This is a genomic window from Sphingobacterium sp. JUb56, assembly GCF_014191365.1.
Taxonomy (GTDB): Bacteria; Bacteroidota; Bacteroidia; order Sphingobacteriales; family Sphingobacteriaceae; genus Sphingobacterium; species Sphingobacterium anhuiense.
This window is the reverse complement of record NZ_JACHWL010000001.1, coordinates 3293365-3308265: the sequence shown is the minus strand read 5'-3', so window position 1 is coordinate 3308265 and position 14901 is coordinate 3293365. Positions and strand designations below refer to the sequence as shown.

The 14901-nt window shown below is 36.7% G+C and carries 8 protein-coding genes; all 8 read left to right on the top strand.

Going from position 1 to position 14901, the window contains the following annotated elements:
• The 8 genes from FHR29_RS14145 (at position 1) to FHR29_RS14110 (ending at position 14782) form a co-directional block, all read left to right on the top strand.
• Entirely contained in the window at positions 1 to 1386 is a 1386-nt protein-coding gene (locus FHR29_RS14145; RefSeq protein ID WP_183915427.1) for a sulfatase, read from the top strand.
• Between the two features lie 164 nt (positions 1387 to 1550).
• Entirely contained in the window at positions 1551 to 5597 is a 4047-nt protein-coding gene (locus FHR29_RS14140) for a hybrid sensor histidine kinase/response regulator transcription factor (protein ID WP_260292122.1), read from the top strand.
• An 89-nt stretch (positions 5598 to 5686) separates the two neighbouring features.
• On the top strand, positions 5687 to 7093 hold the full coding sequence (locus FHR29_RS14135; protein ID WP_183915425.1) for a sialate O-acetylesterase: 1407 nt from the start codon (positions 5687 to 5689) through the stop codon (positions 7091 to 7093).
• A gap of 145 nt (positions 7094 to 7238) precedes the next feature.
• Positions 7239 to 7919 carry a response regulator transcription factor gene (locus FHR29_RS14130; protein ID WP_183915423.1) on the top strand — a complete coding sequence of 227 codons (681 nt, stop codon included), beginning with the start codon at positions 7239 to 7241 and terminating at the stop codon, positions 7917 to 7919.
• Positions 7916 to 9250, top strand: coding sequence for a HAMP domain-containing sensor histidine kinase (locus FHR29_RS14125; RefSeq protein ID WP_183915421.1), 1335 nt, complete (start codon positions 7916 to 7918; stop codon positions 9248 to 9250). Before FHR29_RS14130 ends, FHR29_RS14125 begins: the two co-directional genes overlap by 4 nt.
• Positions 9251 to 9318: 68 nt before the next feature.
• The gene (locus FHR29_RS14120; RefSeq protein WP_132771862.1) at positions 9319 to 10572 is read left to right on the top strand and encodes a TolC family protein; all 1254 of its coding nucleotides are present in this window, start codon (positions 9319 to 9321) and stop codon (positions 10570 to 10572) included.
• Between the two features lie 10 nt (positions 10573 to 10582).
• Entirely contained in the window at positions 10583 to 11686 is a 1104-nt protein-coding gene (locus FHR29_RS14115) for an efflux RND transporter periplasmic adaptor subunit (protein WP_165902437.1), read from the top strand.
• A gap of 3 nt (positions 11687 to 11689) precedes the next feature.
• Complete coding sequence (locus tag FHR29_RS14110) at positions 11690 to 14782, top strand: efflux RND transporter permease subunit (protein WP_183915419.1); 3093 nt, start codon at positions 11690 to 11692, stop codon at positions 14780 to 14782.
• Positions 14783 to 14901 lie beyond the last annotated feature (119 nt).

The following is a 14901-nucleotide window of genomic DNA, read 5'->3' as shown; positions in this document are numbered from 1 at the left end:
ATGAAAAAATCGATAGCAGTAGTTTTATTATTGTTCTTACCATCAATAATATTTGGAAAGGAAAAGCAGGATTCTTTAACAATGCAGTCTAGGCCTAATATTTTAATTATTATGACCGATCAGCAAACTGCCGCAGCGATGAGCAATGCTGGAAATAATTATTTGCATACGCCAGCCATGGACCGGCTGGCGGCAAATGGAGTCAAATTTACGAAAGCCTATTGTGCACAACCCCTCTGTACGCCATCACGTACGGCTATTTTTAGCGGAAAAATGCCTTTTGAGACTGCAGTTGTGGGCAATGTACCAGAGAAAGATGGAAATTGGAAAGATAGTATTCTGGTTATGGGTAAAATCTTGCAGGATGGAGGTTATAAAACTGGTTATGTTGGTAAGTGGCATTTGCCTTTACCCACCGCAAAGATTAGTCAGCATGGATTTGAATACATAAAAAACACAGATTTTTTAGATTACAATGATGCGGCAACTCCGTCCTATTGTGCCCGTTTTTTAAAAGAAAATCAAGAAAATCCCTTTTTATTGGTAGCGTCATTTCTGAATCCGCATGATATCTGCGAGTGGGCGCGGGGAGATGCTCTTAAGATGGATATTTTAGAAGATGCACCTGCGCCACATTTATGCCCTCCATTGCCCGTTAACGCAGGTATTCAGCCCAATGAACCTATGATTGTTAGAGAGCAACAGAAAGTCAATCCTGGAACTTATCCTACTGTTGAATGGACGGATGATCAATGGCGTCAATATCGATGGGCATACAATCGTCTAGTAGAAAAGGTAGACACTTATATTGGTATGGTTTTAGGGTCTTTAAAAAAGTATAACTTGGAGAAAAATACGATCGTAATCTTTACATCAGACCATGGTGATGGTTATGCGGCGCATCGTTGGAATCAAAAGCAGATTCTTTATGAAGAGTCTGTCAGAGTTCCTTTTATCATTTCCAAAATAGGCGTATGGAGGCCGACTACTGACGATATGTTGGTTTGTAATGGAATTGATATTATTCCAACAATTGGTGGTTTTACAGGTGTAAAACTTCCCTCTTATCTAAAGGGAGTTGATCTTAGTAAAAGAATTGTAAATCCCAGTTACCAATTGCGTGATACGTTGGTTATTGAGACCGATTTTGCAGACAATGAAAGATTGCTTGGTATCAATGGAAGAGCAGTTATAACGAAGGATTTTAAGTATATTGTATATAACGAAGGTGAAATTAAAGAACAATTATTTGATCTCAAAAAAGATCCAGGAGAGATGAGAAACTTATCTGTTGACAAGGTTTTTGGAAAAAAGCTGATCACTATGCGTAATTATCTCAAAAAGTGGTGTAAAGAAAACGGAGATTCTTTTGAGTATCAACTTTAAGTTTAATATCAAAGATTCTTTCTGCTGGTTTTAAACTTTTAATGATTGCAATTTTTATTTCCGCTATAAAATAATTCTTGATGCTAGAGGAGATATCGATAAATTTATTTTATATATGCTGTTATTATGTGTAAAATAAATTTATCTTAGTTTGATATAAATTAATGATGAGAGTTTGGTATTTGTGTTTTAGCCTGATCTTTGTTCAATGGATAACAAATTGTGTTTTTGGTCAGCAAGACGAGAGGCATTTTCGCAATATTTCAGTAGAAAAGGGCCTATCTCAAAGTACTGTTTTCTCAATTACACAAGATACCGTTGGCTTCATGTGGATCGGGACCAAAGATGGATTAAACCGGTACGATGGGAAGCGTTTTACCATTTATAGATCCTCAAATACAAATTCAAAAAGTATTGTTTCCAGTTATATCAGTTACTTGTATGTTGATAAAAGTGGTCAGCTTTGGGTAGGTGGCGATCGGGGTATCAGTAAATATAATTATGATACGGATGATTTTGAAAATTATCCATTAGCACGCACAGCAGGCGAATGGAGTGTCTCTAGTATTGTTGAAGATGAAAATAAAAATCTATGGGCTAGTTCAACTGGCGGAGACATCTTTATCTTTTCTAAAACTCAAAAAAAGTTTAATTCCCTTACTATTGATGTCAGTGCTTATGGTATTAAACGTATTTCTTTTATCAGTTCCTGGCAAAAAACAATTGTAGTAGGAACAGAAGTCGGGCTTTTTAAAATTGATGCTCATAAACAAAAACTTGACAAAATAGATATTGGTATCAGCAAACCTGTGATTAACTGTGCTTATATAGATGGCGATCTTTTGCTTATCGGAACAGAAGGATCGGGCCTAGTCACTTTGCATAAGAGCAAAGGAGTTACTCAAATTGAGCGTCATCGACCTAATAAAAATTCCATCGCAGACAATAATGTTCGTACTATTTATAAAGATCAGTTGGGTAATATCTGGTTAGGAACATTTCGGGGGCTTTCTATTTATAATCCTAATACCAAGATATTCCAAAATTATTTCCATGAAGTCTCTCAGCCTTTCGCGCTGAGCCAAAATTCAGTTCGTTGTATTTTTCAAGATCGACAAAAGGGCATGTGGTTAGGAACTTATTATGGGGGTGTCAACTATTACCATCAAAAACATATCAAGTTTAACCTATTAAGCAGAAAAACTGGAAATCTTTCTCTCAATGATGAAGTCGTTAGTATCATCAAGGAAGATTCTGATGGGAATGTATGGATTGGGACTAATGATCGGGGCTTAAATTTTTGGAATCGAAAGAAAAACCAAATCAGTTATTATTCTGCTTCAGAAGGGAATGCAATGGGATTAAATAGCAATAACATAAAATCTCTTGTGTTTAGTTCCAATAACGATGTTCTTATTGGGACACATAATGGAGGACTCAACGTCTTAAATAAAGCTACGGGGGTGGTAAAACACTATGTTCATAACGATCTCGATCAGCAGAGTATAGCTGGAGATCTTGTGTATAGCTTGCTTAAAGATGATAAAGGACGTATTTGGGTAGGGACATATTCAGGACTCGATCAGTTTGATCCACAGCAAGGAACCTTCAAGCATATTCTTTTGGACAATGCCAGAAGACGATTGCGTTCGGACGAGATTACTTATCTGTTTCAAGACAGCAAGAAAAGAATCTGGATCGGCACAACAAGCGGTGTCACACAATTTTATCCAGATAACCTTTTGTTTGCATTTTTGCCCAATTCAAAATTGGCAGACGATGTGATTAACTGCATCACTGAAGATAAAAAGGGACGTATATGGATCGGTACACGTCGAGGAATCAGTTTATACGATGAATCGAGTCGCGCATTTGTCACCCATGATACGAGAAAAGATTTTTTTAAGGGAAACATTTATGGTATCGTACCCGATGAGGAGGGAAATCTTTGGATATCGACCAACCAAGGGTTGATACAATTTAATCCAGACAAGGGTACTTCACATAGTTACGATGAAAAAGATGGACTGCAAAGCAATCAATTTAACGAATATGCATTTTGCCGTACATCTGATGGGATGTTACTGTTCGGTGGTATTAAAGGCATTTCATATTTCTATCCTTCGTGGGTAAAACAGGAGCCTATAAAACTACAACTTCGGTTTACAGGTTTGGAAGTTTTTGGTAAAAATATAGTAGCACACGATCAAACTAATATATTAGATCTACCGATAGATCAGACTGTTGAAATTACCTTAGGGCCGGAAAATAAGCAGTTTAGCATTTATTTTAATAGCTTCAATTATCTTTCAGCTAATCGTACTGCCTATCTTTACAAGTTAGATGGCTTCGATACCCAATGGCAGCAAAGTGAGGATCCAAAGGTAAGTTATAACAATGTTCCCGCTGGAAATTATACGTTGCTAGTTAAGGCTAAAGGACCTAATGGAGAAGAAAGTAGTCTCAAAAAGCTTGAGATTAGAATTCAACCTTTGTGGTATAAATCTACTTGGTTTTATCTCTTGTTGCTGTGCTTAGTTGGTGGTTTAGCTTATTTGGCTTATCGTATCGTTTCCGAGCGCATCAGAACTTTGCAACAATTGAAAATGGAGCGGCTTGATAAGGAAAAGGTACGTTATATTAACCAGGTTAAAATGGATTTTTTCACCAATGTTTCCCATGAATTAAGAACTCCATTGACTTTATTGCTCGGACCTCTGGAAGAGATGGTGAGCAGAGCTGGGGCAGATAAGTGGCTTAAAAAACAACATGAACTTATGTTGGTAAATGCAAGACGCTTATACCATTTGGTGGATCAGCTGTTTGAATTTAAAAAAACAGAGCGCGGTACTCGGAAATTGCGTGTTCATAAAAGTGATCTGGTTAGCTTTTTAAAAGAAATTTACGAATCCTTCAGCTCTTTAGCTGAGAAAAATGGTGTTCAGTACGTGTTTAAGTCTGAAATTACTACCTTATCATTCTTTTTTGATAAGGATGCAGTAGAGAGGATACTTTTTAATTTACTTTCAAATGCATTCAAATATACTTCAAGTCATCATCGTATTGCCGTTTCGTTTTCTGTTCAGGACGATTTTGCCAGAATAGAAGTGAGTGATACAGGGACAGGTATAGCGCATGATCAACTGGATAAAGTATTTGATCGTTTCTATCAGATTGATGGAGAGGAAGCTAATTTGGGATCTGGTGTAGGTCTTGCATTTACCAAACGTTTAGTTGAGTTGCATCACGGCCGTATATATGTAGAAAGTGAACTAGGTAAAGGAAGTCGATTTTTCATCGAACTCCCGATCTCTGATCAGTACTACGTTGATGCAGAGCAGAAAAATGATGAACATGAACTTGTATCAATTCCTGAAAATAATGAATTGAATGTAGCAGATTCTGATGGGAATGCGGATATTATCGAGTCAAAAGAGAAGCAATTGTTTAAACACACCAAAATTTTGGTTGTAGATGACAATGAAGAAATACTCAACTATCTTAAAAGATTTTTGGAAGATAGTTTTGACATCTCTACAGCAGCGGACGGACAAATGGCTTTAAAATATTTAGAAACTGAACAGTTTGACCTCGTATTAAGTGATGTCATGATGCCCGAGCTTGACGGATTACACTTATGTAAACGTATAAAACAAAACATCAATACATCCCATATTCCGGTTATTTTACTTACAGCAAAATCTGAAACCTCACAGCAATTAAAGGGATTGGAAATGGGAGCGGATGATTATATTACTAAACCCTTTTCGCCTGCATTGCTCAAAGCAAAACTATTCAATCTGTTAAAATCTCGTAAAAGGCTTAAAGAATACTATGCAGAAAATAAGGAGATTGTTCCTGAGAATATTGCATTCAATACACTCGATGAAGAGTTTCTGAAAGAGGCCGTTGCAATTATCGAAAAACATTTATCAAATTCAGATTTCTCGGTCGAGAAATTTAGCCGGGAGATCGGTATGAGCAGATCTAATTTGTATCTTAAATTTAAAGCTATAACGGGTGAATCTGCAACAGATTTTATTAAAAGAATTCGTTTTACAAAGGCCGTCGAGCTCATGCAGTCGCAACGTTATACCATAGCACAAATTGCTTACATGTGCGGTTTCAACTCACCATCTTATTTTTCAACGGCATTTAAACAGTATTATGGCTATATGCCATCGGAATATGCTAGTAGAAGAGATGCTTGAAAATTAATATATTTACCTGTATATTAGTCTCTTTTGTATTAATTTTCACTATATTTAGTGCTACATAAAGTAAACCTAAATACTAATAAATGAAAAAATACTTGCTAGCCAGTATCCTTTTTTTGTTCACAGCGACATCCTATGCAAAAATTCGGCTTCCTAATATTTTAGGGAGTAATATGGTGTTGCAGCAAAAATCAACCACCAAGTTATGGGGATGGGCAGAGCCGGGTGAAAAGATTAAAATCATTACTTCGTGGGATAATAAACTTATTGAAAGTGTAACGGACGGTAATGCAAGATGGCAGATCGATATCCAGACGCCACAGGCTGGCGGGCCCTACAACATTACACTTCAAGGTGGCAACAAAATAGTCCTTGACAATATATTGATCGGAGAAGTGTGGGTATGTAGCGGTCAATCTAATATGGAATGGTCGTATAACCAAGGTATCACAAGTATAAAAGATGAGTTTTCAGAACTTAATAAACGCAACATTAGACTCTTTAATATCCCAAAAACAACTTCAAATACACCACAGGACAATAATGAAGGAAATTGGTCTATATGTGATAGCAACACCATTAAGAATTTTAGTGCGGTTGGATATTATTTTGGTAAACATCTCAACGAAGATTTAGATGTTCCAATTGGATTGATCGGTAGTAATTGGGGTGGTACACCTGCTGAAGTGTGGACTCCCGAAGAGTTGGTGGATAATAATACGGTTCTGAAAGAAGCGGCAACTAACAATAAACCTACAGCATGGTGGCCTGTATTGCCAGGATATGCTTACAATGCGATGATTGCTCCACTTGTCAATTATAAAATAGCAGGTACCATCTGGTATCAGGGTGAAAGTAATAAAGAGACAGCATCTACTTATACGGAATTGATCAATACGATGGTTGGATCATGGCGTAAGGCATGGAATAAAGAATTTCCATTTTATTATGTACAGATTGCACCATTTCGTTATGAAAGACATGGTGTCGGAGCTTTATTGAGAGAAGCGCAGGCTAAAAGCCTTATTACAAAAAATACAGGAATGGTGGTAATTTCAGATTTAGTCACAGATACGTTAAACATTCACCCTACAAATAAAAAAGATGTAGGTCTAAGATTGGCAAACCTCGCTTTAGTAGAAACCTATGGTCTTAAGAAAGATGCGCACAAAAGCCCGGTGTTTAAATCATTAACAATAAAAGATAAAGAAGCTATCCTCGATTTTGATTATGCTACATCAGGATTGATTTTAAAAGGAGATCAGCCAAAGGAGCTTTTTATTGCTGGAGCGGATAAAGTATTCTATCCTGCAACTTTAAAAATAAAAGGAAATCAACTCCTTGTCTCCAATAAACAAGTGAAGGCTCCTGTAGCGGTACGCTATCAGTTTAGTAACGCTGGAATCGGAAATATTTTTACTAAAAATAATCTTCCGATGGCGCCATTTAGAACAGATAATTGGGAAATTGATACAAGCCCATTGAAATAATGAAATAGATTTCTGATGGTTGCTTGTTAGCATCAGAAATCTATTTGCACCGCTACTTCTTTAGATTAGAATTTCATTAGATATTCATATTTCTGTTTAATTTCCTCTAACCTTTCTTTAAATTTGTGAATTAAAGTAAATTACTATGCAGATATTAGTTGTGGAGGATGATAAACGGATCAGTGATTTTCTAATTAAAGGATTAGAAGAAAATGGCTATTTGGTTACGTTATGTCGGTCCGCAGAAGAAGTCATTGCTAATTACCTCAATATAGCATGGGATCTCTTGATTATTGATATTATGCTTCCGGGAATGGACGGTAGGCAATTAGTTAGTACTTTGCGCTATAAAGACTGTCACGCACCTGTCTTAATGTTGAGTGCATTAAACACGGTACAAGATAAGGTCGATTCTTTAGATATTGGGGCTGATGATTACTTGACCAAGCCATTTCACTTTGATGAATTATTATCTCGGATTAAAGCACTGACCCGTCGGAGTCAGATTGGCTTTGACGTTAAAAAAAGCCAATGTATACAGATCGGATCACTCATGATTGACAAAGATCAATATAAGGTGTTTGATGGGGGACAGGAGGTGGAATTATCACCTCGAGAATTTAAACTCTTGATGTACTTGGTGGAAAATCAGAATAAAGCGGTTAGCCGAATTCAGATCCTCAATGCAGTATGGGGAATTAACTTTGACAATCAGACCAATGTTGTTGATGTATATATTTCCTATGTCCGCAATAAGGTAGAAAAAAATCAAAAATATATTTTTACTGTAAAAGGAGTAGGGTATCTATTTAAGTTAGAGCAATGAATTTAAAGAACCGACTTTCTATATATGCAGCTTTCATCTTTGGAGTGATTATTTTGATTGCCTCGACGATCATCTATGTGTCTTTTTATACTAAGATGGAAAGCCAGGAATTTCGGAATCTGGAGAGTAAGACCCTCTTATCTGCTCTATTTTATCTGGAGAAAGACGAGGTATCATTTATCGAACATGAATCGATTAAAAATCAACTTCAGAAGAATATTTCTAAACGCAATATACTGGTTGTGGACTCTCTTAATAGACGCTATGATGGACTGATGGAGGACGATGCTCCAGTTTCTTCAGATTTTTTCGATTTGGTACGTAAACAGGATGAAGCACAACTTAAAACAGATGCTTTTTTTTATAATGGACTTTTTTATCATGATAATGAAGGTGATTTTGTTATTGTAACTCGGGCATCAACAGTCGAATTTCAAGATCAGATGAAACTATTGCTACATATCTTGCTGGCTGTTTCATTAATCGGATTGATTTTGATCCTGATTTTCTCGCAGTTTCTTGGAAATATTGCTTATGATCCAATCCTCAAGATGATCAGTCAGATTAAGAAAAAAGACAATCAAAATTTCAATGAACCCATTGTATTAAATAAATCCTATCAAGAGGTACAGGAATTGGTTGATACCTACAATCACTTTGTTGAAAAGCTAAGCCAAACCTTTTCCATTCAAAAAAATTTTATCGATTATGTTTCTCATGAATTGCGAACACCCCTTGCCGCGATTTTAGGGACATTGGAAGTGAGTAAACAAAAGCCTAGAACTGTCGAAGAGCATGAGCTCGTCAATTTACAGCTGAAACGTTATACCGAAGATCTCCGTGATACGATCGATCATATGATGATTCTATCGGGCGCAAAGACTAATTTTGAGACTAAGATCATACGTATTGATGAAGTACTTTGGGAAATTATTGAGCAACTTACCTTAGTACATGGTGCCCAGATCAGTGTTGATATCCAGGTTGCAGATACCGATATATTAAAAATCGATGCGAATGATAAGCTGTTACAGCTTGCTGTTCAAAATATAATTTTAAATGCTGTCAAGTATTCCAATAATCAACCTATCGTTGTTCATCTCAAATCCCATAGTGGTAAATTGCTTGTTGAAATCATCGACCAAGGAATAGGTATTCTGCCAGAGGAACTTATTCGCGTGACCGAAAATTTTTATAGAGGTGAAAATGCACATGGTTATACGGGTAAAGGGATTGGTCTATCGTTAGCGAATGTTATTTTTAAACTCCATCACATTCGTATGGATATCAGTTCTAGTACAAAAGGGACAATCGTCTCGTTGTATTTCTAATCAAATTCTAATCTACTTCGAAATTCCTGTTAATCTTCTAAGCCTAGCTTTGCTAAAAATAATAAATAGTGAAGATATATTGGTTTATAGGTGTTTTTCTATTGACAGTTGGTCAATCGCGGGCACAGACGTATTCGTTACAGGCATTGAAGGATATGCTTCTGCAGAACAATGGACAACTTATTGCTCAAAAGTATCAGATAGCTGCTTCAGATGCATTGGTCGTACAGGAAAAATTATGGTCTAATCCTACTCTAAGTATTAGTGAAGTCAATCTTTGGAAAAATGGTACCTCAGAGACTTTACCTTATCTGTTTGGAAAATACGGGCAACAACAGCAAGTCGCGGTAGAATTAGAACAGCTGATTGAAACTGCCGGAAAACGTAAAAAAAGAATCAGTCTTAAATCCTTAGAAAGGAAAGATGCTTTACTTGATTATGAAGAATTACTTCGTGAATTACAATTTGAGTTAGATGAAGCATATTGGAGCTATATGGCTGTCTCCCGAAAAGAGTCGCTCGTGGATTCCATTGTAAATCTCTATCAGAATTTGGAAAATCAATATAAACGTCAATCCGACCTCAATAATATTCCTAAATCTGATTACCTCCGTATTCAAGCTGCGCTTATCAATTTTGAAAAAGATCGTGTGGAACTGTATGCCGACAAAAATAATTGGTTGACAAAGATTAAAGTTTTGACTCAGAATGAAACGATTGAAAATCTGCAAATTGAACAATCTGAGGTGCCGTTAAATTTATCTCAAAAAATACCCCTTGATATTGAGCATCAGTTATTAGATCAAAATATTGGTTATCAAAAACAAATCAACGAACGTGATAAGGCAAAGCAACAGCTTTTGATCGAAAAAGCTGAAAGAACACCCAATCTAACATTTCAATTAAGTTATGATCGTGGTGGAAATATTATGCGTGATTTTGTAGGTGCTGGAGTTAGCATGGACTTACCTATTTGGAACCGAAATAAGGGAAATATAAAAGCCGCCGAAAGTATGGCAAAACATGCTGAATCGCAACAAAATGTGTTACTCAGTCAATTGAAAGGACAGCTCAAAGATTTACAGTATCAAGTTGCACTATATGAAGTTACTTTATTAAAATCAAAAAATATTGCTTCGGAAGAACGCAAAGCTATGATTGCTAACTACCAAAAACATTTACAAAAGAAACAGATCACTTTATTGGAGTTTATTGATTTTATAGAAGCTTATCAGGAAACCGAAACGGGTATTGTTGATATGACTTTAGCTTATCAAATGGCACATGCGCAATTACAATATTTAACCGGACAAAAATTTTAGAAAGATGACGATGAAAACCAAACTTATATATTTACCGATGGTCATTTTTATGAAATTGCTATCGGGATGCAGTGCCGATGCCACTTCAAATACAACTGAAGGTATAGCCGATACCACCAAATTCTGTCTCAGTGAACAGATGAAAAAAACAACGACCATAAGCCCGATCGCTTTATTACCCATTACGGAACAATTATCGCTTTCTGGTAAAATTGATTATAATGAAAATGATCTAGTTGCCTTTAGAAGTTTATTGGAAGGTACAGTTGAAAGTGTTGGATTTGAATTGGGAGATTATGTTAAAGCTGGACAAATATTGGCGACGATTAAATCGACACATGTTCAGGAACTCTTTCAGGAACAGCGTAATTTACAAAATCAAATTGTAATGGCGACTAAGCAGTTGCAGACCAAAAAAGAACTGTTGCAGGACGGTATGGTAGCAGGATCGGAGGTTCTGACCAGCGAACATGAATTAGCCAGTTTAAAAATTGAATTGGATAAAGTTCAGCAGATATTAAAAATGTATCGCGCAAAAGGACAGGGATCATTTGAAATTGTAGCGCCTAAGAATGGTTATATTATTCAAAAAGCGGTAAGTGTTGGACAAAGTATTTCAACAGACCAGGATCCGCTTTTTTCGATTTCTAATCTGAAGCAAGTTTGGGTGATGGTTAATATTTATGCAAACAATTTAAAATACATCAAAGAAGGTGATGCGGTAAAGGTAAAAACCATCGCACAGCCCGATATTTTTTATGCTGGAAAAATTGATAAAATATATCATGTGTTTGATGACAATGAGCATGTATTAAAAGCTCGTGTGGTACTGGAGAATCAAAATCTACAATTGATGCCAGGTTTAGCGGCCGATATCATTATTGATAAATCCAATGGAGGTGCACAAGCTTATGCTGTTCCTAATGGCGCCATTGTCTTTCACAACAATAAAGAATATGTCGTTATTTATAAAAATGACTGTGCTATTTCTACAAAACGTATCACGACAATTTCTTCCAATGAGCAGTATACATTTGTTCAAGAAAAATTTGATGAAGGCGAACAGATCATCAGTAAAAACGCTTTGTTATTATTTGAACAGTTAAATCCCTAAGGTATGCAAAAGTTAGTTCAAAATATCGTGACCTTCTCGTTGCGAAATACAACCTTTATTCTTTTTGCAACCTTAGCATTGCTGTTTGGAGGTGTCTATGCGCTACGACATACAGCTATTGAAGCATTTCCCGACGTAACGAGTACTCGTGGCCGTATTATTACACAATGGCCTGGAAGAAGTGCAGAGGAGATGGAAAAGCTGGTTACTTTGCCTATATCAAAGGTGATGAATAGTATCCCGCATAAATCCAACATTCGTTCCATATCTTTATTTGGATTATCAGTTGTTACGGTGCAATTTGAAGACGGAGTTGATGATTTTTATGCACAGCAATATGTTTCCAACAAATTAAGCGGGGTCAATTTACCCGAAGGAGCAAGTGCTGAGATTGAACCTCCTTCGGGTGCAACAGGAGAGATTTTTAGGTATGTGATTAAAAGTGATCTTCCATTGAAAGAAGTAACCGCTATTCAGGACTGGGTTATTGAACGTGAGTTGCTTTCTGTACCTGGAGTTGCCGATGTTGTGAGTTTTGGTGGTGAAGAGAAGACTTATGAAATCAAAATTAATCCGACAGAACTCAAAAATTTCGACCTTTCTCCATTAGATGTCTATGAGGCTGTATCGAAATCAAATGTGAATGTCGGTGGTGATGTCATCGAACAGGGAAGTCAGGCTTATGTAGTACGTGGAGTAGGTCTATTGGATAAAATTGAAGATATTGGGAATATCACAATCAAATTAAACGGTTCTACGCCAATATTGATTAAAAATGTTGCTGAAGTCGTTGTTTCGCATAAACCTCGTCTGGGGCAGGTAGGATATAACGAGAACAATGATATGGTTGAAGGAATTGTGGTTATGTTGCGTGGAGAAAACCCGTCAGCTGTTATTGAAAATCTGAGAGCAAAAATTACAGAACTTAATGAGCGGACATTACCTGATAATGTAAAGATTGAAACCGTTATCGACAGAACCAAATTGGTGGACAATACGGTGAAAACAGTATCTAAAAATCTGGTTGAAGGTATTCTGTTGGTTTCACTGATTGTATTTATCTTTCTTTACAATTGGAAGTCAACCTTTATTGTTGCTTCGGTCATTCCGCTTGCATTCCTGTTTGCTATTATCATGCTGAAAATTCAAGGACTGCCGGCCAACCTAATATCTATGGGTTCTTTAGATTTTGGTTTATTGCTTGAAGGGACGCTTGTTATTGTAGAGACTGTATTTGTAGCCATGGCTACGTTATCACACAAAGTAGGACCCGAGCGTTTTGCTAAAATGAGTAAGCTAGGGGTGATCAAGAAAAGTGCTGGTAGTGTAGCTTCTTACATCTTCTTTGCATTGATTATTCTGATTGTTGCACTACTGCCTATTTTTTCTTTTCAAAAAGTGGAAGGAAAAATGTTTACTCCTTTAGCATTTACGTTGGGTTATGCTTTACTTGGTTCTCTGATATTAAGTTTGACCTATGTTCCAGCGATGTGTAAATTGTTGTTTACCAAAAATATCGACGAGAAAGAAAATGTGATCACCCGATTTTTTCAGAAAACAATTTTCGGGATGTATGCCGTAGCATTCCGCTATAAAAGAACAACTATAGGTCTATTTTTAGGTATTTTAGCTTTATGTCTTTTCAAATTTATGCATTATGGATCCGAATTTTTACCCAAACTCAATGAGGGAGCGATTTACATCCGTGCAACACTGCCCAATAGTGTCAATTTGAAAGAATCTACCCGTTTGACCGCAGAAATGAAAGATTTAATGCAAAAAGATTGCGAAGAAATCGATTTTATTTTGACGCAAACAGGTCGGCCAAATGATGGGACAGATCCGACGGGGTTCTTCAATATTGAGTTCAATGTTCAACTGAAAGATGCCGGCGAATGGAAAAGAAAAGTATCTAAAGAAGATATTATTCAAGAAATGCGTACCAAATTGCATCATTATCCCGGTATTACATTTGGATTCAGTCAACCGATTCAAGACAATGTGGAGGAATATGTCGCAGGTGTGAAGAGCTCTTTGGTTATCAAAATTTTTGGTGATGATCTCTATGATTTAGAAAAATATGCCAATAAAGTAGCCACATCTATTGCAAAAGTTAAGGGTATAGCCGATATCAATGTGTATAAAAATATTGGACTGCCAGAACTCAAGATTCAGTTGCACGATTCGAAGATGGCAAAATATGGAATTCAGACGCGAGATGTGCAGGCTGTTATTGAAATGACTATCGGCGGACAGGCTGCCACTACCTTTTATGAAGGTGATCGACAGTTTGATGTCATCCTTCGTTTTCAAGAAGCTTATCGTGATACCCCAACTAAAATTGGTCAAATTTTAATACCGACCAGTAACGGACAGAATATCCCATTGCAGGAGATTGCGAGTATCAATTATCAAACGGGGCCTGCATTTATATATCGTGAAGGCAATAGCCGCTATATCGGTGTCGGATTTAGTATCGATGGCCGTGACTTGGGAAGTACGATTGCAGAAGCGAAGCAGGTAGTAGCCGCAGAAGTAAGTCTACCAAAAGAAAATCATATGGAGTGGGCAGGAGAATTTGAAAGTAAAGAGCGTGCCGCTAAACAGTTAGCTTTAGTAGTTCCTATCTCTTTAGTGCTGATTTTATTGTTACTATATGCCAATTTTGGAAATATAAAAGATACAGCCATTGCTTCTCTCACATTACCTTTTGCCTTTATTGGAGGATTTATTTCTCTTTGGGCCACAGGCACCATCTTTGGGATATCAGCAGGTATCGGTTTCATCATTTTATTTGGAGTGGCTACGATTGATGGTATTGTACTTATTGGTGTTATCAGAGATAACCTCAGACATAAAATGAAGTTGAAAGATTCCATTATACATGGTGTCCGAAGCCGGATCAGGCCTGTTGTTATGATCGCCTTAATGGGGTCAATGGGTTTATTGCCCGCAGCTTTATCAACAGGTATGGGTTCTGAAATCCAGAAACCACTTGCTATTATGATTGTAGGTGGACTGCTGATTTGTCTTGTACTGTCATTTACTATTTTACCAGTTGTTTTTTATCTGGCTTATCGCAAAGAGAAGGTCTAAGGGCAATTAGCTTTTTAACTAAAAGATCTCCAATAGTTTCGTGCTTTTGGAGATCTTTTTATGTAGAATAAGGTGATGCCGATCAATCTGAAGAGCTTACCTTAAAACCTATCTTTTTT

Bases quoted from the DNA above. Each gene is read 5' to 3' on its own strand.
- FHR29_RS14115 (WP_165902437.1), top strand. From the start codon at position 10,583: ATGAAAACCAAACTTATATATTTACCGATGGTCATTTTTATGAAATTG.
- FHR29_RS14110 (WP_183915419.1), top strand. From the start codon at position 11,690: ATGCAAAAGTTAGTTCAAAATATCGTGACCTTCTCGTTGCGAAATACA.
- FHR29_RS14145 (WP_183915427.1), top strand. From the start codon at position 1: ATGAAAAAATCGATAGCAGTAGTTTTATTATTGTTCTTACCATCAATA.
- FHR29_RS14140 (WP_260292122.1), top strand. From the start codon at position 1,551: ATGATGAGAGTTTGGTATTTGTGTTTTAGCCTGATCTTTGTTCAATGG.
- FHR29_RS14135 (WP_183915425.1), top strand. From the start codon at position 5,687: ATGAAAAAATACTTGCTAGCCAGTATCCTTTTTTTGTTCACAGCGACA.
- FHR29_RS14125 (WP_183915421.1), top strand. From the start codon at position 7,916: ATGAATTTAAAGAACCGACTTTCTATATATGCAGCTTTCATCTTTGGA.
- FHR29_RS14130 (WP_183915423.1), top strand. From the start codon at position 7,239: ATGCAGATATTAGTTGTGGAGGATGATAAACGGATCAGTGATTTTCTA.